Source organism: Paenibacillus sp. S-12, assembly GCF_030363895.1.
GTDB classification, from domain to species: domain Bacteria; phylum Bacillota; class Bacilli; order Paenibacillales; family Paenibacillaceae; genus Paenibacillus_B; species Paenibacillus_B alvei.
The window spans coordinates 52036-70105 of the sequence record NZ_JASIUF010000009.1 but is presented as its reverse complement, the minus strand read 5'-3'; the positions used below and the strand labels follow the sequence as shown (position 1 = coordinate 70105).

Genomic DNA, 18070 nt, shown 5'->3' with positions numbered 1-18070 from the left:
TCATTATAAAGATGTCACAATAATAATGTAAATCATGTAAATCATGTAAATCCTCTATATAAAAATCCACATAAAAAAGCTGTCGTATACAATCGACAGCCAGCTTGTTACTTCAATTATTAACCATCTAAATCAACCATTTGACAAGTTGTTGACTAAATCTCTCTTGTGAACCTCAAATGTATAGAGCGGATAGTATTTATGCGAGTATGCTTTTGAGGTGTCAGCCGGAATGCCTTGGTTCCAATTTTACATGGACGATGCGCATACCGTTCTCTTTGCTTTCTTTCTGTTCGGTCACGTATCCTTCCCCTTCTACTCGAACTTCCCAACCGAGCAATGATGTAATTTCCATTACGTCACGCAGCGATTTGTATTTGAAATCTGGCAGCGGCAGTTTATCAGGTTCATCTGTCAGCAAATAAATGCGCTGTCTAATAGCCATCGGTTCACCCGGTCTCGGATATTGCCGCTTCACCATATCCCCTGCTCCTATTGTGTCAAATACCCTTCCTTGCTCCGCAAGCCGCTGCTTTGCATCGCGTACTTTCACGTTTTGCATATCCGGTGCCTGCACGGACGGACGAGAGCCCAGCTTGTCGCCGCCTGCGCTGTTCGGCTGCCAAGACGAAGGGACGCCCATATATCGCAAAGATTGCGATACAATCTCCTTGAACATGTAAGGAGCGACGAAGCCCCCGCCTTTATAAAAATCCTTCGGATCATCCACAACAACAAGCAGTACGATGCGCGGATCCTCTACAGGGGCAAAGCCGATAAAGGACACCACAGCCCGGTCATTATCATATTTTCCATCTATGACCTTAATTGCAGTTCCTGTTTTCCCTGCTACACGATATCCATCAATATAGGCATGTCTTCCCGTACCAATTTCTTGATCGGCTACGACTTGCTCTAAATATTCACTCACCTTCTTAGCGGTGCTTTGATCGATGACCTCGCGCACGATTTCTGGCTGTCGCTCCGTGGTTTCGCCGGCAACCGGATCGACCATCTTGCGAATGAGATGCGGCTTCATCAACTTTCCCCCATTAGCCACGGCTGATACCGCCATTACCTGCTGTATTGGTGTAACCAACACCTGTCCATGACCGTATGATGCAGCAGCAACGTCAGCCGGATACTGAAAACGAATGAGACCGCTGTTTTCTCCAAGCATTTCAATGCCTGTCTTTTTGCCAAATCCGAATTTTTCAATATAGCTCTTTAACTTCTCTTCCTTCAGCATCTCATAACCCAGTTTGACAAACGCGACATTACTGGATCGCTTTAACCCCTCTAAATAACTGATCGTTCCCCATGTTTGATTAATGTCAGGAATTCTGACTCCTCCAGCTATAATGGAACCTGATACGAATTTGGCATCCGGGTCAAAGTGCCCTTCTTGAACGGCAGCTGCGAGTGTCACAATTTTGAACGTCGAACCCGGCTCATATCGTGACTGGACAGCATGATTATAAAAAGCGGAGAGATCTTTTGCCTTCCAATATGTATTAGGATCAAAATCCGGCATATTTGCTAATCCTAAAATATCGCCTGTTTTCGGATCGGCAGCAATAACCGTCATGCTTGTAGGTGTATATTTGTCGTACACCTTTTGCATCGCATTTATTATGTATTGTTGAATCGTACGATCGATCGTCAAGTAGATGCTGCTTCCGTCTCGAGATGGCGTAAAGACCTCCGTTGCTCTCGGAATCTTGTTGCCCAGCCGGTCTTTCTCATATTGCAGAAATCCGACAGAGCCGCGAAGCTGTTCGTCATACATTTGTTCAATGCCGCCTACCGGGTTATTCTGTTTATCCGTATACCCAAGAATATGCGATGCTAGCGATTCCTTCACATAGAACCGTTTCACCTCTGGAAGCAAGTAAAGCCCTATATCGTTCAACTCTGTTTCTTTCTTCAGATCCTGAATAAATTCACGAAGCTGCTTTGCCTTTTCATCATCGACCTTCCAACCCTCGCTGCGAACTTCAACCTGTGGATAATACTCTTCCTTATCGTTTTTTCGTCTCGTTTTGCGTGTAAGCTCATATAGTTCCTGTTCGGGCTTTTTCAACACACTGTGAAGCTTGTCCACGATAATTCGTTCCATATCGATTTGCTGCTCAATTAGCTTCTTATTTTTTCGCAGCTCTTGAATCATCCTTGGGCTCACCGCAACGGTGTATGCGGGGGCATCCATGGCAAGCACATCCCCATTTTTATCATAAATGGTGCCTCGAACCGGAATCAGTTCCTTTTTCAAAGCCCACGTTTCTCTCGCCTGTTCCATCCAAAACGGCTGATTGATAACCTGATACCAGAACAGCCTCAAAATAATGACAAGAAAAAAGAATGAAAATATACCTCCAATCAAAAATGTCCGTAGTTTGATTCGCTTGATCAACTTATCCCTCTTTTCTAAAGTGTTTGCTATGTATAGGAGCAGGCATTTCGTTATGGCAGTGAAGAAAATGAAGCGATACCATTCGCGTGCTAACGTTCGGTAAACAAAGAAGCCGTCGACAACTGTTCGACAGCTTGAGATGATACTGCTCTGCTGTATAACTCAAGGAGCTTTGCAAACTCTTCATTTCTATTAGACGCTTGAAAGTGGAAAACAGTTTTCGCTATCATCTAAAACGTCATTCGCGATTATATTTCGGTTGTAGAACGACTCCGGAAAAATAAAACGATGCGGCCCGATGTGATAATTCGTATTTGTAAATATCCTTTCATGGGCTATGATTATTTCAGAGCGAGCGTGATCTGCAACTATACTCACAAAAAGCAGGTGTATGAGGATGACTACAGAAATAAATCCTAAAATATGTCCCCTTTGCGGCAATGATAATCAATGCGCATACCAGGCAGGCAGACCGCCCCAGGAATGCTGGTGCATGAATATATCCGTACCTAAAGCACTACTGGAGAAAATTCCGTCAGAATTACGCAGAAAAGCCTGCGTATGTAAGCGCTGCGTTCAACAGTTTCTTCAGTCTGAAGGAAATTAAGCTGTTATAAGCTACATTCGAGTAAATTCTGAACAAGTAAGCATACTACCCCTATCAGGTTCAGTAAATCCATGAATTACGCTCCAATTCAGATATGAAAAGGAGCCGGGGGTGCCTACTTATGGATTGGAAATTCACTTGGGAAGCATTGATCGTATTAAGCGTTGGATATGCCCTGCTTCGAATTCTAGGCAAGAAAACAGTTGGCGAAATGACGGGTGTGGAAATCATCACTTTGCTCGCAATGGCTTCTATGATTGGTCATGCCGTATCCGCTTATGGGCTTTTTAAAACATTGATTACCCTATGTATTTATGTAGGACTTCTGGTTACCTTGCAGCGTCTTGCGATTAAGTTTGATTGGGTCGAAAAATTGGTTATGGGGCGATCTACAGTTGTAATCGAAAATGGAGCCATTTTAGAGGCGAATTTAAAAAAGCTGCGCTTAACTGTGGATCAGCTAGAGGCGAAATTAAGAACGAAGGGGATTACTTCCCTAACTGAAGTAAAAACAGCTACGATCGAGATGAGCGGACATATCGGGTTTGAATTGATGCGCCATGCAAAGCCGGTAACGATCGGTGAATTGGAAAAACTGCTAAAGTCTTGGGATAAGCCAATTCCCAAACAGTCTAAAGAGATAGAAAACCTGTTCGACGAGGTCAAACAGGAGGGACACCGGAAAAAGATTTCTCCTGATTTGGATTGATGCTATTTGATTGCATACCCCTTATTTGAGATCACTCGGGCCGGCTCTGCTTTAAGTTATTGAACGAAAACAAAAGGCCGACCCCAAGGGTCGACCTTCTTAACGATTCTTATTCGCTGATTGAGGTTGTGTTGGATTCCGTATGTTCTGCTTCCGCTGCAGCTTTGTTTCTTCTCCGCTTGCGAATAATCAAGTAGATAGCCAAAATGGGAACAGCAATCAGGAAGATATACAGCGAGACGTGCTGAACCATTCCCTCAGCGGATCTTCCGTATAGATAAAATAACAGACCCACCGCATAAAACTTTACTGCTCTCCCAAGAGCCGCATACCCGATTAAGCGCCAAAGCGGAAAATTCATGCAGCCGGACAATATCGTGAATACTTTGAACGGGATAGGTGTAAACGATCCAATTAGAATGGCGGCTTCCCCATTTTTTTTGAACATTTGGTTTGCGCCGTCAATCCATGATTTTTTAAGGATCTTTTCGAGCACGGAGTGGCCTAATACCTTACCAATCAAGTAACCTACAGGCGTCCCTAATAGACAAGCAACATACCCTGCAGTCGCAAGCCATAATGCATTGGACGGATCGAGCAAGCTTAACGGCACTTGCAAGAAGAAGGCTGGTATCGGAAAAATAACTGCATCTGCGAATGAGTGAATGACAAGCCCCCACACTCCGTAGTTCATTAGAAAATCAATGATATTTTGAAACATAACCTACTCCTATCCGGAAAAAATTCTTCTATACGTTGATTCTACGTACTCATTGTACCCGATCTCAGGCTATGAGTGATTACACTTTGTAATGTTGGCAATCATTACAGAAGCAGCAAGCAAGATGTAACCCCTTCTCCGGAATAGACGATCTTATGTTGCCTGATCCCTTCAAGCAGTCAGCGGTATCCCATGAATTGCACTGATACTTACTATCACTTATTAGTACGAGGCAAAAGAGCTAATCGTTTCAAGTAATAAACAATAAAGCTCTCTTTTCTGCAATTGGTTTTCACTTATCGTATTCCTCACATGAAGCGGTTGCGTAGACGATAATCTCTATTACGTTTATATGTTTATTTCTATTTTAACATGCCACACAAGAGTTTTGGAAAAAAATGACGAAGACCGCTCAGTGGACGTGAGCGGCCTTATAGTACGTGTGGACTTCCTTAGCGCTTTACTTTTGCAAATTATATAACTAATTTATATTTTTTCTTAAAAATAGTTCAAAAAGAGTGAACCAAATTTTCCTGGGCTGTGTTTATATCATTGAAGCTGGTTACAAAGGGATCCCAAAAGATAGAATCCAGTCTTCACATCAAAAACATGCAGAAATGAGAGGAGTCATATTCACATGAAATACGCAAAGAAGGCAGCCGTTGTCGCAACGGGTATCGCGATGCTGTTTGGCACCGCAAATATGACAGAGGCATTTGCAATCCAAACAACCAATAACTCCGCACAGGAAATGGAAACGAAAACGCCGGCGGTTGGTAAGGAAGCTGTTGAAGCGGCAAAAGCAGAACTCTCCCAAAAAGTAAGGGGAAATAATGGTGAGAATACAGGAGATACGTACCTCTTGTACGTAAGCGATCCAAGTCTCAATGGCGGATCTGCATTCTTGTATTACCTGGACATGTTCAAATTCACAAATTATGATGATTATTTAAAACAGGCATCCAAACTACAGGGTCCTGTGCTTCAAAAGCCTGAAGGTTTGCCTGAAGGTTATAAATTTGAGAACGGAAACATCCAACCCCCGATTGCAAAGAATCTTAAAGAGTTTCAACAAGAAGTGAAAGCGGAAGCGGAAGCTCAAGGAAAAAGCGTATATTACAAAAAATTCGAATGGAACGAAATGGGCGAAATCAATCTTACATTTGCAAATGGAAAAGACAATTTAGAAATGCAAGTCGTGCACAAACTTGGTAGAAATACGGCCAGCAGCGGATACCGGTACATGAAATCAACTGAAGTTGATGCCGAACAAGGCAAGAAGATCCCTGGCCTGGTTCGAAATAAGCTGATTTGGTCAGATCAGGATCATCTTTATAGCATCACAACCAATCCGGGCAACCCGCTCACAAAAGAAGATTTGATCAAGTTTGCAGAAACGGCTGTAAAGAAATAAGTCGGTTGTGCTTAGCCTGCTGACATGAGCAGGTATAGAAGCTGCGATACAAGGTGATAGCAAAGCATACTTTGCAACGGTTCTGAAAAAAGCCGGTCAGATCGAATCATGGATCCGACCGGCTTTTTCGTGTCCAATTCAATTGCATGTATGCGTATAAGACATGACTCAAGCACAGTTATTTCGATAAAAAGACCCCTGTACAAGACGCTTTAGAGCGAGCGATTTGTTCTGGTGTACCGGCCGCTACGATTTGACCTCCAGAATCTCCCCCACCTGGCCCCATGTCAATCACCCAATCCGCTGCCGCAATAAGATCCGTATTGTGTTCGACCATAATAACTGTATTTCCCGCCTCAACAAGCTTATCCAACAGGATATACAGCTTCTGTACATCAATTGGGTGCAAGCCGGTTGATGGTTCGTCCAATAAATATAACGAATGGCCGCTTGTTGGCGTGCTTAACTCGCGAGCTAGCCTTAAACGCTGTCCTTCACCGCCGGAAAGCGTTGTGACAGACTGCCCCCACTGAAGATATCCAATCCCTACTTCGCACAGCAGCTTTAGCAGTTGAGATATCTTCTTTTGTTCGGTGAACAGTGACAGGCTTTCCTCGATACTTAGCTCTAGGATATCGGATATGGTGTAGTTTTTGAATGTTACAGACAGGACCTCATTATGAAATCTCTTACCATTGCATACCGGACATTCCACGCGCAAATGCGGGAGGAAATGCATATCAACTTCAACTTCACCCAATCCCTCACAGCGCTCGCATCGCCCACCTGGCGAATTGAAGGAAAAATGCTTGTCACTTAACCCTAGCCTTTTGGCCTCAGGAAGTGAAGCAAATACCTTGCGCAGCAGCGTATACAAATCCGTGTAGGTCGCGACATTTGACCGCTGCATTCGAGAGATGGGCGACTGATCAACCGTTACAATATGATTGATTTTATTCAAGCCAGTAATTGCACGGCAGCCTGTAATGTGAGAGTGTTCCCCACCGGCATTCGCCAATAGGTCAAAGACTAAGGTTGACTTGCCGGAGCCGGAAGCTCCAGACACTGCAATCAACATTCCGAGCGGGAATGATGCGGTTACCTGCTTCAAATTATGAAGTTCGGCGTCATGAACCGTAATCACATCACCAATGCCAGCTCGACCTTTGGATTTTAACGTCGATTGTTCTCTTAAATATTTGCCGGTTACAGAGGATGGCTGTTCCATAATCTCCCGGAGAGTCCCTTGCCCTACGATTTCCCCGCCGAATCGGCCTGCCCCTGGTCCGATATCGATGATATGATCCGCCTCCTGCATGACCCTTGTATCGTGCTCAATCATAAGCACTGTATTTCCTATGTCCCGGAGCTCCTTCATTACTTGAATTAATCCGTCGGTATCCTTTGGGTGAAGACCCGTAGTAGGCTCGTCAAGGATATACAATACGCCGGTAAGTCCTGAACCGAGTATTGAGGCAAGCCGCAGACGCTGAGTTTCTCCGCCAGACAGAGATACGGTCTGTCTATCCAGCGACAAGTATCCGAGTCCTACGAGGATGACTCGTTCTACCTTCACAATGAGCTCATGGAGCGCAGCATCAAGAATTACATCCGCTTCTAGCTGTGATTTTGCATGTACGGATTTCAGCCACTTATACAGTTCATCAAGCGTGCACCGGGCCAAGCTGGGTAAGGTGCGTCCTTCAATCGTAACCAGTCGGCTCTCCAGCTTAAGCCGATCACCATTGCAATCTGGACAGGTCTGTGCCTGAAAATAGGCAGCTTCACTTGACTGCCCTTCCTTCTCTTTATATTTTTGCCACATGGAGGTGAGCACGCCCTTGAACCTGCCTTTTGTTACATGCTTAGGCGCCTCGATCTGTGGAAATTGACGAGCGAATGCTTCACTCTCCACTCCATGTTTTAACAGTTCCCATTGAACAGGACTGAATGTATCCAGAGGCTTGGTCATATCCAACCCGTAATGCCTTCCTGCTGCTTCAATAATACCGGCCTGGTATTCAGCTAGTGAATCATGCCAGATGTTCACAGCACCTTCTCGGATCGTTTTAGCCGTATTAAATACAGCATCCACTTGGATATCGACAACCGAGCCCAATCCACTGCATGAAGAACAGGCCCCATAGGGCGTATTGAAGGAAAAATTCGCCTTCGTCAAAGGGGCATGGGGATGTGAACAAACGGGGCAATAGATCGTAACTCCCTGTTCTCCTGAATTATTGCCTGCGGGGAATTCCTCGCCGCACGCCATACAGCGTCTGATACCTTTCTTCTCGTATATGATGCGCAAATACGTATACATATCGGTAACCGTACCTACTGTTGAACGAGGATTGCGGTTCGTTACATGCTGCTGTATGGAAATAGATGGTGATAAACCGTTAATAGAGTCTACATTGGGCTTGGAAATGGACTCGGACGATATTCCGCTGGACTCTATATACTGCCGTTGGCATTCACGCTGAAGGATATCCATGGCAAGTGTTGATTTTCCTGACCCGGATGGACCTGTAACAACAATCAGTTGATGCTTAGGAACATCCAATGATACATTTTTCAGGTTGTTCTCTCTAGCTCCTCGAATGTGGATAACTTCTTTCATACAGCACCCTCCATATTGATAATGATGGTGAAATGCGTGTTACATCATCCACTTTACAACATTCATGCAAGTGCTAAAGCAGTTCATAATTCATGTGAATATATCAATATGAGGGATACGAAACCTTAGCATGGTGCTTTAAGGTTTTACTATAAGATTTGCTTCATACGGAGACGTTCTGATAAAGTGGAAGCGAAATGATAAGTGGAGGGTGTGCGATGAAGCACTACAAACCTATTGACATAGCCAGGATGCTTCAAATTAGTACGAGTGCGCTGAGGCATTATGAATCATGGGGCGTTGTTCCCTCCCCAGCTCGCGACGACAATGGATATCGGCTGTACACAGATGCTCATTTGGCTTATTTTCGCTGTCTGCGCACGATGTTTCCGGGGTTTGGTGTCGGATTGACTTGTGATGTTCTGAGGCATATTCAGAAAGAGGAAATAAATGATGCATTTTGGCTCGTAAACCGCGAGCAGGCCAAGCTGCACCAAGAGAAGGAAGCTGCCGATCAAACACTAACAATACTGGAACAGATTGAGCTGCCCTCAGTGACCAGCAAAGCGATAAAGGAACATATGACGATTGGTGAAGCTGCTGCATATACGGGTGTCGCTGCCTCTGCGATCCGCCATTGGGAAAAGGAAGGGCTCATTACGCCAGACCGCAACCCTGAGAATGGATATCGGATGTTCAGCCCGCTTCACCTTCGTAAAATATTGCTGCTACGCACCTTGCGCAGTACGATTTATTTTCTCAAAAGTATGAAAGAAATTGTACAGGCTCTTGACCATCATCGTGTTGAACATGCCAAAAGAGTGACGGAAAAAGCCATCCGCAGCATTCATGAACGAAATCAACAACAATTTCTTGGCGTTCATGAGCTTGTAAAGCTGTGCAAGGTGCTGAAGCTAATGTAATTTTTTGACGAGGGTCGTTACTTAACCTTTTTCACCATATGCTCATAATCTTCACCAGCAATGGAAATAATGATGCCGTCTGCTGCGTAACCTTGTGTTTCATACAGTTGCTTTGCTCGGGTGTTATCGACGTTAACAATCAATGAAGTTGTATGGAATCCAAGCTGCACTGCTTCCTCCTCAAACGCCTTCATTAATTTGGTTCCAACGCCCATACCTCGCTGGGAAGCATGAACAGCTAAGGAATCCAAATAATACTCTTCCCCTTCTGTTTCCTTAACGAGCTGTACAGGCTTGCCTTGCATTGCGCTCAAGCGCGCTTCCAGCGGACGATCCAATTCTACAAGCTTATAGCCTGGATAGGCTAGTCCATACCCAACAGGAACTTGATCCTGTTCCCAGACAATGCAATTTTCCCAGCTCAAGCGATTGCCGGACTGTAAGTAATATTGCTCCAAAATCTCAATTGTATCCTCTATGTTCGTTGTACCTGACAGCTCATAGGCAATAGTGCCTATCGCCTCCATCATTAGTGGAATAATGCTTTTACTATCTTCTGGAATTGCTTTGCGTATCATATAAGAACCTCCAAATGATTAGTGGCAGCCCTTCACCAATCTCACTATATCATTTTTGACCGTGAAATGATGTACGAGCTGTCACCTCTTATTGTACGCTAGTCCAATCAATCGTGATCAACAAAAATACTTTCATGCTAAAATTTCTTTCGTTAGGAACAGATGGTGCAATCATATTGCTTCCGCAAGTATTTCTTTCCACGGAACAATCTTGACTTCACCGTATTGATTTCAAGTGATAGCACGCTAGATATTTCCGCAAGCGAATACTCTGATAGGTAACGGAGCTGAAATACGTCCCGATACGCCTCCGGCAGGCCGTTCATCATGTTCAAGACCTGTTTCTGATTTTCTTGCTCCAGTACTTGCTGCTCAGGTCCGTTATGTTGATCCTGTAGAGATTCCAGTGTGGGATGGTCCTGATTGTCGTAAGCAATGTACTCGACAAAGTGGCTCGTCGGCTTGCGTTTGCGTTGTCGAATAAGATCAATGCATAAATTACGCACAATCATCTGCATCCAAGTAATGATTTTGCAGGAAAAGTTGTACCGATGCAAATTCCGTATGATGCGAATGTACGCTTCTTGAACCACATCTTCTGCATCTTGTTGATTGCGAACAAAGCGATAGGCATGCTGCAGCAGCACTCCTCGATAGTCATTGTATAATTGAATATATATGCCTTCATCTCCGGCAAGCAGTTGTTTTTGAACTTGATCTAGGCTGTATCCCATGATTCCTCCGCATATCCTTATCCCCGACTAAGTTGTTAATTTCATTTTTTTGATTAGGGAGTTTTCTTTCACGAATACGATATCAAAAAGATATGAAGATAATATGAAGATGAAATTAACAATGAATGATTTTCCGCTGTAAATCTGAATATTTTATTAAGAAATACAAAAAAAGCCGCGCTCTAACGGATTAGAGTAACGCGGCTTTGATCGTTTACATATGATAATGTTATTCGATGTAGTCCTTCAAACGCTTGCTGCGGCTCGGATGTCTTAATTTTCGAAGAGCCTTGGCTTCGATTTGGCGAATTCTTTCACGTGTAACACCGAACACTTGACCTACCTCTTCCAATGTACGGGTACGTCCATCATCAAGACCGAAGCGAAGTCGAAGGACATTCTCTTCTCTCTCGGTTAGTGTATCAAGCACGTCCCCTAATTGGGTCTTTAGCGACTCATATGCTGCCGATTCAACAGGAGACTGCGCATCCTGATCCTCGATAAAATCGCCCAGCTTCGTATCGTGTTCTTCACCGATCGGTGTTTCCAGTGAGATTGGATCCTGCGAAATTTTCATAATCTCGCGAACCTTTTCAACACTTAATTCCATTTCCTTGGCGATCTCCTCTACCTCTGGTTCACGGCCAAGCTCCTGCACCAATTGTCTGGAAACACGAACAAGCTTATTAATGGTCTCGATCATGTGTACAGGAATACGTATCGTTCTCGCTTGATCGGCAATCGCGCGCGTAATGGCTTGACGAATCCACCACGTTGCATAGGTACTGAACTTAAAGCCTTTTGTATAATCGAATTTATCAACAGCTTTAATTAGACCCATGTTCCCTTCTTGAATAAGATCAAGGAGTGACATGCCTCGTCCTGCGTAGCGTCTCGCAATACTAACGACTAAGCGAAGGTTAGCCTCTGTCAGCATCTTCTTCGCTTCTTCATCGCCTTCAGCAATGCGTTTTGCCAAATCTACTTCTTCTTCCGTGCTGAGAAGACCAACTCGGCCAATCCCTTTAAGATACATCCGCACAGAGTCATCTATTTTGACTCCTGGAGGTAGTAAATCAATATCTGCATCTGAATGAGTTTGCTCATTGCGTTCTTCGTTAGTCAATCTGTCGCCCCCCTAAAAATATGCGTACGTATCGAACCGTTAAGTTTACGGAATATGCGTGGATTACTCATATTTGACAAAGAAAAAGGTCTATGATATGATTTATTTTAATTAGATCTGTAAGAAATAAGAGCACACACTATAGTATCATATACCTAATCATTTATCAATACCTATTATTTACAGCGATATACATACAATTAAACCCCCAGCATAACAGCTGGGGGTTATTATGTTTTCTAGCCTATCTTTCTGTTTACTTCATGTGCATGAAAACGACATACAGTCGAAAAAATTACGTTAGCGAATGCCCACCATCCGTATGAATGACCGTTCCGGTCACGAACGAATTCGTAAGTAAATAGAGCACGCTTTGAGCGACATCCTCAGTACTGCCTATGCGTTGTACAGGAAGCTTCTCTGCAATTGTCTCATACAACTGCTGGCGCGCTTCTTCCGGCATCTTGCTGCGGGAAGGAGTGTCAATGATGCCTGGCGATACGACGTTCACCCTTATTGGAGCAAGTTCCAATGCCAGCGTCTTGCCTAAGTTGGATACGGCCGCATTGACTGCGCCAAGAATAGACGAACCAATCATAGCCTTATAGGCTACAACTCCAGAAAACAAAACGATCGAGCCGTTCGTTGAGAGCTTAGACGCGCCATACTTTACAGCATGATATTGTCCCCAAAACTTATTCTCGAACAATTGTCTCGCTTGATTGGTATCCGACTTCAGGAAGGAGCCGCCAGAAGTCTCGGCCGCACTTACGACAAGATGATCGAATGCATCGACATGCTGGAAGAAAGCCTCTACCTCATGTTCAATCGTCAGGTCAAGTTGATGTGTCTCTGCTTTCGTCCCAAGCTGTTCCTTGGCAAGCTGCAACTTGTTCATAGAGCGGCTCGCAATGACTACTTCGGCTCCATGCGCAATCGCTTGTTTTGCAGATTCAAGTCCGATCCCGGAGCTGCCACCGATAATTACGATCTTTTTATTTTGCAACTGGTTCATTTGTAAGTGCCTCCTTCAAGTGCTGTTCAAGATTGGCAATATATTGTTTGATGTTTGGATTTTTGACTACATCGTAGCAAGAAAAGCTTTTTAACGGCTTCATACCTAAAAATTTGTGTATCCGGTGCAGGTGCTGCAGCGCCTCGTCCAAGCTGTTCCCTTCGAAAAATTGAGTCTCATCCTCAAATGCAGATGCCGGAGCATTCCAGGTTGTGGAGAGCATATATGTTTTATCTGTCAGCAACCCCCCAGTTCCGTATTGATCCGCGCCAGTGAAGAATGTTCCGTATGCATAGACCTCGTCCATATACGTTTTAAGCAGTCCCGGCACACTGAACCAATAGATGGGTGTCTGATAAATCACTACATCGGCCCACAAAAATTTCTGCTGTTCTTCTTCTGCGTGGTAACCGTTTTGAATGACTGTTGTCTTGACATTGTTGTACGGACTCAGCACTCGAATCATGTTCTCCACTAATGTGTTGTTCAGCTTTCCCTCCGCAGAACGGTATTGCTGATGACCGTTAATAATCAGAATATTTTTCATCGGATTCAGCTCCTTGATTTTGATGTATTGGCTGCAAACTCATTATATGTTCCATTAATTCATTTAGGGAAGTACTGATATTTTATTCACATTATTTCCGTAAATGAAGTATTGTGATATGATGGGACTAAATCGTCATATTTTTAGGAGGATTCGTTATGACTGGTTCATCTGATTCTATTACGTTGACCAAAGGAACGCCCGGACAAACTTGTCCGATAGCAAAAACACTCGATGTGATTGGGACAAAATGGACATTTTTGATCATCCGGGATTTGTTGATAGAAGGCACAATGCGATTTAGCGATTTATTAAGAGCAATGGATGGAATCAGCCCGAAAACACTATCGCTGCGGTTAAAGGAACTAGAGGATCACGGCATAGTGGATAGGAACGTATACCCCGAAGTCCCTCCGCGGGTCGAGTATACGCTTACTGACAAAGGCAAGCTCTTAGAAGGAATTTTCATCGAACTAAAGCGATTCGGATTACAGCTATAACAAGATAAAGAAGCCGGAGCAAGGGGTGGTGTCCCTCCCCTCTCCGGCTAATCGATTTTCTCAACTTACAGAACGATGAGTGTTGATTATTGTAACGTCAGCTTCTTGGTCCACGTACGTTCCTTGCCTGAATCATTGCGGAATACGAATGTAACTTCCCCAGTCTCTCCCTTTCGTTTTTCATCATAAATAAATCCGGAAAATTGGCCATTTCCACTAATATAAAACCCGTCTTCTCCATTGCCGCCATGTTCGATCGCTTGCTCTGTTGTATTGATAACAGTTGTCTTATCTGACTTCCATCTCAATTCGGCTAAAGAATAACCTTTAGGGATTTGCTCGACTTGGAAATAAAAATGCCGCTCTGGCTGGCCTGGATATTTCGTCTGATCCACAACGACTAAGATGGGCTCCTCAAGCTCAGTCTGCGTTTGCGCTGGTGGAGCTGGCTGTTTTTTTGCGTTAGAGCTTATTTCTCCATTTTTTCCGCACGCTGAAGCTGCTAGAATAGCTGCACAGCATAAGATGAGTCCGCTTAATTTAACAAGGTTCAATATTGTCACCCTCTGATTCATTTAATGAAAAATAAAACACAACTCTTGCATCAGCCGATACACGAAAATCTTCTTGCGCAGTCCAAGCTATGTTGCAGTGTTTCCTGCCCGCTTGTACATCGAACGCCTCAACAACCCTCGTACTTGCTCATTGATGGAATAAGAGCCTCGCTTAAGTTCAATCGCCCTCGCTTCATATCTGGACAGTTCCATCATATCCATGATCGGGGCATTCATCTTATCCACTTCAGACAAAATATGCTGGTAGTAGCGATCTCGTTTCTCTAGTGCGACATTGTCCTGCAATCCCACCGTGAACCCTTTTACAATACCGAGTGGTGTCTTCAGCTCATGAGAGTATGCTTAACTCGTTAGTACAGACATCGTAACCATCGCACCTATAAATAATATTGTTATACCTTTGTTCATGGCAATAGCCTCCTGTAATCAGGTTTACAAAGGCTATTATAGAAATCCAATGTGTTCATCATGTGTACATCGCCTCAACAGCGGACTTCAATGTCAGGACTTTTACATCACATTAGGGAAGCGCCTAGTCAAGTGAAGTCCATAACACATAAATTATGTTGACTATAGAATGCTTAGCATGCATCCACCAACTTCTTTTTCGGTTTTCAATTCGTGTATTGAATTAACGTAATGGGGATTTCATGGGAATGTTCTCGGAAGGGGGATCAGTCTAACATGAGCAATGATGAACGCCTATGCAAGAGATTCGCACTGATCATCGGTGGACAATCTGGATTCGCCGGCGGAAAGTGCGTGGCAACAATAACTCGAAAGCACCTACGGACTTTCATTTTGGGGAAAAGATTCCGTGTAACCTCTTCTTTCTCGTTTGAATCAAAAAATACTATAACAGGCAAAGCCTTATGCTTAGGAAGAATCGCTCTTTTGCAAAACGAAACCAATCGTTTTCTATCTGCTATTCGCAAACAGGGCATACTCGTCTCTTCTGTTCACAATGAATGGCTGTTTGAACGTCCGCGTTTGATTTATGTCAATATTGAAGCGGTAGAAAAACCGCTAATCTTCGCTAGAAAAGTCAGAAAAGCACTGGATGATTCCAACTAATTAGCTTTAATAAACTTCTTCCCGCTTGATACGTACAAATCCATGTGTGAGATTACGCCCAGCCCGTTCGAGTATGGACTGGGCGCATAATAAACAAGCTAGTCTTTAGATTCCAAAGTCTCATGGATATACAGCCAATTGTTCAATATATCTTGGAACAGCCTTTGTACGATGAGAAGCTCTTCTTCGTTATATTGATCCAGAATGTCCGAAAATCGCTGCTCCAGTTCTTTATGCGCTCGATCATGCAGTACGTTCAATCGCTTCCCTTTTGGATTCAAACGAAAATAAACTTCTTTTTTGTTATCGCTCAGTTGGGTTCTGCGTATGATGTCATTCGACAACAATTTGGAGCAAATTCGTGACACCGTCGCTTTGGAGATCCGTAATCGTTCGGCCAGTGATGTGACATTGATCGGTTCATGCTCCCCAATGCAGGATATCACATGAAGTTCTGTAATATTCAACTGAAGTTCTTGATCAAACTCATCCCCCAGCTTATTTAGCACTTTAGCAATATGCTTTTGAATCATAAATTCGTGCTGCTCTTGTTGATGAATGAGATCAATAAATAATTCGTAAAATGCATGCTTACTGTAAGCAGAATTTACCTGATCCATGCCTATCCTCCGCTTGAATTAATTCTTTTATTATACCCGATCTTGCATCAGCGGAGTAGCAGGAGACATAGGCATTCCTGAATCGGGAGCTGATAGCATCCTACTATAATCGAACCAAATTTATAGCGATAGATACTGTTTATCATGTATGCGCAGCCTTCGGTCAATTGAAGAATTTATCGTGCGCACCACCGATGTATAGCTTTTTGCAAAAGTGAAGGGAGATCTGGCTGTTGCTTGCTTAATGCCCATGCGACATGTCCGTCAGGACGTATCAGAGCTGCATGGACATCGGCCCATTCAGAGCGCTGCTCAGCAATGGTGGCATGTATCATCTGGAATGGAGCGGAAGCGCCACAATGTGCAGACTCATCTGTGTGATCTTCCAGCAAGAGGCATACATAACTACCAGCATGAAGAAGTGAGTATAAGGATGTGGCCTCCCCGTTTGCTAACAAGATGTCTAAATCAGGAAGTCTCTTCCCATGAAGAGGATGGATAGGCAGCTGTGAGTCTGGTTCGTAATTTACACCGATTGCAGATATCCGTTCTGATAAGTATCGATTAGCGTCAGGGAATTTCAGCAGATCGGCCATCATTTTTCTAAGCTCTAAGCCAGCGGGGCTGAAGTCAATTAATTTTGTCTGTACCTCTGTGTTATGCAGTAATTGTTCTGCCACCGGATGCCGCTCGCTATGATAGCTGTCAAGCAGACATGCTGGAGCCCAGCCCTGAATCTCACCCGCCAGTTTCCAACCAAGGTTCATAGCTTCCTGCAAACCAACATTTAGGCCTTGGCCGCCTGACGGGAAATGGATATGCGCTGCATCGCCAGCCAGTAAAATGCGGCCGTTTCGATAATATTTCGCGATTCGTGTGGCATTGCCGAAGCGCGACATCCATATCGGATCGGATATGCCATAATCCGTGCCGCATATCTGCTGCAGACTAGTGCTTAATTCCATTAGGGACACAGGCTTTTCCTTAGGTGTCTGCGTGCACATCGGATCGACAACAACAATTCGATACTTGTCCTCCGGCAAAGGTATAATGTATGCGTTTCCGCGTTGATTGAATACGAATAATAGGTTGTCACTAGGTGGATTCGAAAGCGTTACATCGCCTAAGGCAGCCGTGATATTGCTATCCGTGCCTTCGAACGGAATTCCCGCTTGCTTGCGAACAATACTGCCAGCGCCATCCGTACCAATAACATATTGCGATTGGAGTAAAAGCATACCCTCTGTACCTACAGCAACGATTTCGGCTATTTCATCATTTTGGCGAACCGCCACGACTTCCATTCCTCTGTAAATTGGAACATTCAGACTGCGAATGTGCTCTTCCAGTAATCGTTCGGTTGTCCTCTGTGGAATCAATAACATATGATTCGAGCCTGTATCCAACACTGAAAAGTCCAGTCTTGTTTCCAAGGCAGAGAAATGACCACTCGGTATGATTTGCCCTTCATCCATAAATCTTTTCAGAAGTCCTCTCATTCCCAGTATCTCCAAGGAACGAGGATGCAGGTTGAATGCTTTTGAAAATGTTCCCGGCTGAGGCAAGCGTTCAACAATGCAAACGGACACGCCAAACAAGGCAAGCTCAGAGGCCAGCATCAATCCAACAGGCCCCGCTCCGACGATTATAGCTTGATAATCCATGTTATCAACTCCTTTGGGCATAATGTGAACTGAAAATACATCCATCAACCTATTTTTGTTACATATGTAACAATATGATTGTAAATAAGTTCACCACATACTCCGCTAATCCTCCTTTCTATAATCAAACAATGTTATCTAAAGAGAGTACAAAAAGTGGTCATGTAATTGTTACATACGAAACAATTACATCATAATCCTATCACTCACACATTACAAGATCAAAT

The 18070-nt window shown here is 44.0% G+C and carries 18 protein-coding genes; 6 read left to right on the top strand and 12 right to left on the bottom strand.

Annotated elements, in window-relative coordinates; translation table 11 throughout:
* Positions 1-223 precede the first annotated feature (223 nt).
* Positions 224-2413, bottom strand: coding sequence for a penicillin-binding transpeptidase domain-containing protein (locus NO352_RS09455; protein WP_289355464.1), 2190 nt, complete (start codon positions 2411-2413; stop codon positions 224-226).
* A gap of 391 nt (positions 2414-2804) precedes the next feature.
* On the opposite strand from NO352_RS09455, the gene NO352_RS09450 reads away from it, so the two are divergent.
* On the top strand, positions 2805-3020 hold the full coding sequence (locus NO352_RS09450; RefSeq protein WP_306416477.1) for a cysteine-rich CWC family protein: 216 nt from the start codon (positions 2805-2807) through the stop codon (positions 3018-3020).
* Between the two features lie 121 nt (positions 3021-3141).
* Entirely contained in the window at positions 3142-3729 is a 588-nt protein-coding gene (locus tag NO352_RS09445) for a DUF421 domain-containing protein (protein WP_005549116.1), read from the top strand.
* Between the two features lie 109 nt (positions 3730-3838).
* Here the strand turns inward: NO352_RS09445 and NO352_RS09440 are convergent, their stop codons facing one another.
* The gene (locus NO352_RS09440) at positions 3839-4450 is read right to left on the bottom strand and encodes a YqaA family protein (RefSeq protein ID WP_289355463.1); all 612 of its coding nucleotides are present in this window, start codon (positions 4448-4450) and stop codon (positions 3839-3841) included.
* A 637-nt stretch (positions 4451-5087) separates the two neighbouring features.
* On the opposite strand from NO352_RS09440, the gene NO352_RS09435 reads away from it, so the two are divergent.
* Entirely contained in the window at positions 5088-5864 is a 777-nt protein-coding gene (locus tag NO352_RS09435) for a hypothetical protein (protein WP_289355462.1), read from the top strand.
* Between the two features lie 178 nt (positions 5865-6042).
* Here NO352_RS09435 and uvrA read toward each other — a convergent pair whose 3' ends face one another.
* Positions 6043-8487 (bottom strand): excinuclease ABC subunit UvrA, encoded by a 2445-nt coding sequence (uvrA, locus tag NO352_RS09430; protein ID WP_268600367.1) that lies wholly within the window; start codon positions 8485-8487, stop codon positions 6043-6045.
* A 218-nt stretch (positions 8488-8705) separates the two neighbouring features.
* On the opposite strand from uvrA, the gene NO352_RS09425 reads away from it, so the two are divergent.
* Positions 8706-9410 carry a MerR family DNA-binding transcriptional regulator gene (locus tag NO352_RS09425; protein WP_005549126.1) on the top strand — a complete coding sequence of 235 codons (705 nt, stop codon included), beginning with the start codon at positions 8706-8708 and terminating at the stop codon, positions 9408-9410.
* Positions 9411-9427: 17 nt separating this feature from the next.
* Here the strand turns inward: NO352_RS09425 and NO352_RS09420 are convergent, their stop codons facing one another.
* From NO352_RS09420 to NO352_RS09400, 5 genes are all read right to left on the bottom strand, one after another.
* Positions 9428-9988, bottom strand: a complete 561-nt coding sequence (locus NO352_RS09420) for a GNAT family N-acetyltransferase (protein ID WP_005549127.1) — start codon at positions 9986-9988, stop codon at positions 9428-9430.
* A 152-nt stretch (positions 9989-10140) separates the two neighbouring features.
* Positions 10141-10722: an RNA polymerase sigma factor gene (locus NO352_RS09415; protein WP_005549129.1), complete on the bottom strand. Its 582-nt coding sequence runs from the start codon at positions 10720-10722 to the stop codon at positions 10141-10143.
* A 229-nt stretch (positions 10723-10951) separates the two neighbouring features.
* A complete protein-coding gene (rpoD, locus tag NO352_RS09410; RefSeq protein WP_005549130.1) occupies positions 10952-11848 on the bottom strand; it encodes an RNA polymerase sigma factor RpoD in 897 nt (298 codons plus the stop codon).
* Between the two features lie 295 nt (positions 11849-12143).
* On the bottom strand, positions 12144-12863 hold the full coding sequence (locus NO352_RS09405) for an SDR family oxidoreductase (protein WP_289355461.1): 720 nt from the start codon (positions 12861-12863) through the stop codon (positions 12144-12146).
* Positions 12844-13410, bottom strand: a complete 567-nt coding sequence (locus NO352_RS09400; RefSeq protein WP_289355460.1) for an NAD(P)H-dependent oxidoreductase — start codon at positions 13408-13410, stop codon at positions 12844-12846. The genes NO352_RS09405 and NO352_RS09400 overlap by 20 nt, the downstream gene beginning before the upstream one ends.
* Before the next feature lie 158 nt (positions 13411-13568).
* Here NO352_RS09400 and NO352_RS09395 point away from each other — a divergent pair, with 158 nt between their 5' ends.
* Complete coding sequence (locus NO352_RS09395) at positions 13569-13910, top strand: winged helix-turn-helix transcriptional regulator (RefSeq protein WP_171419233.1); 342 nt, start codon at positions 13569-13571, stop codon at positions 13908-13910.
* Between the two features lie 86 nt (positions 13911-13996).
* Here NO352_RS09395 and NO352_RS09390 read toward each other — a convergent pair whose 3' ends face one another.
* Both NO352_RS09390 and NO352_RS09385 read right to left on the bottom strand, forming a co-directional pair.
* The gene (locus NO352_RS09390) at positions 13997-14464 is read right to left on the bottom strand and encodes a hypothetical protein (RefSeq protein WP_289355459.1); all 468 of its coding nucleotides are present in this window, start codon (positions 14462-14464) and stop codon (positions 13997-13999) included.
* A gap of 87 nt (positions 14465-14551) precedes the next feature.
* A complete protein-coding gene (locus NO352_RS09385; RefSeq protein ID WP_289355458.1) occupies positions 14552-14776 on the bottom strand; it encodes a hypothetical protein in 225 nt (74 codons plus the stop codon).
* A gap of 393 nt (positions 14777-15169) precedes the next feature.
* Here NO352_RS09385 and NO352_RS09380 point away from each other — a divergent pair, with 393 nt between their 5' ends.
* On the top strand, positions 15170-15559 hold the full coding sequence (locus NO352_RS09380) for a DUF1259 domain-containing protein (protein WP_289355457.1): 390 nt from the start codon (positions 15170-15172) through the stop codon (positions 15557-15559).
* A gap of 98 nt (positions 15560-15657) precedes the next feature.
* Here the strand turns inward: NO352_RS09380 and NO352_RS09375 are convergent, their stop codons facing one another.
* Positions 15658-16179, bottom strand: a complete 522-nt coding sequence (locus tag NO352_RS09375) for a MarR family transcriptional regulator (protein ID WP_289355456.1) — start codon at positions 16177-16179, stop codon at positions 15658-15660.
* A 176-nt stretch (positions 16180-16355) separates the two neighbouring features.
* Positions 16356-17843 (bottom strand): monooxygenase, encoded by a 1488-nt coding sequence (locus NO352_RS09370; protein ID WP_289355455.1) that lies wholly within the window; start codon positions 17841-17843, stop codon positions 16356-16358.
* Positions 17844-18070 lie beyond the last annotated feature (227 nt).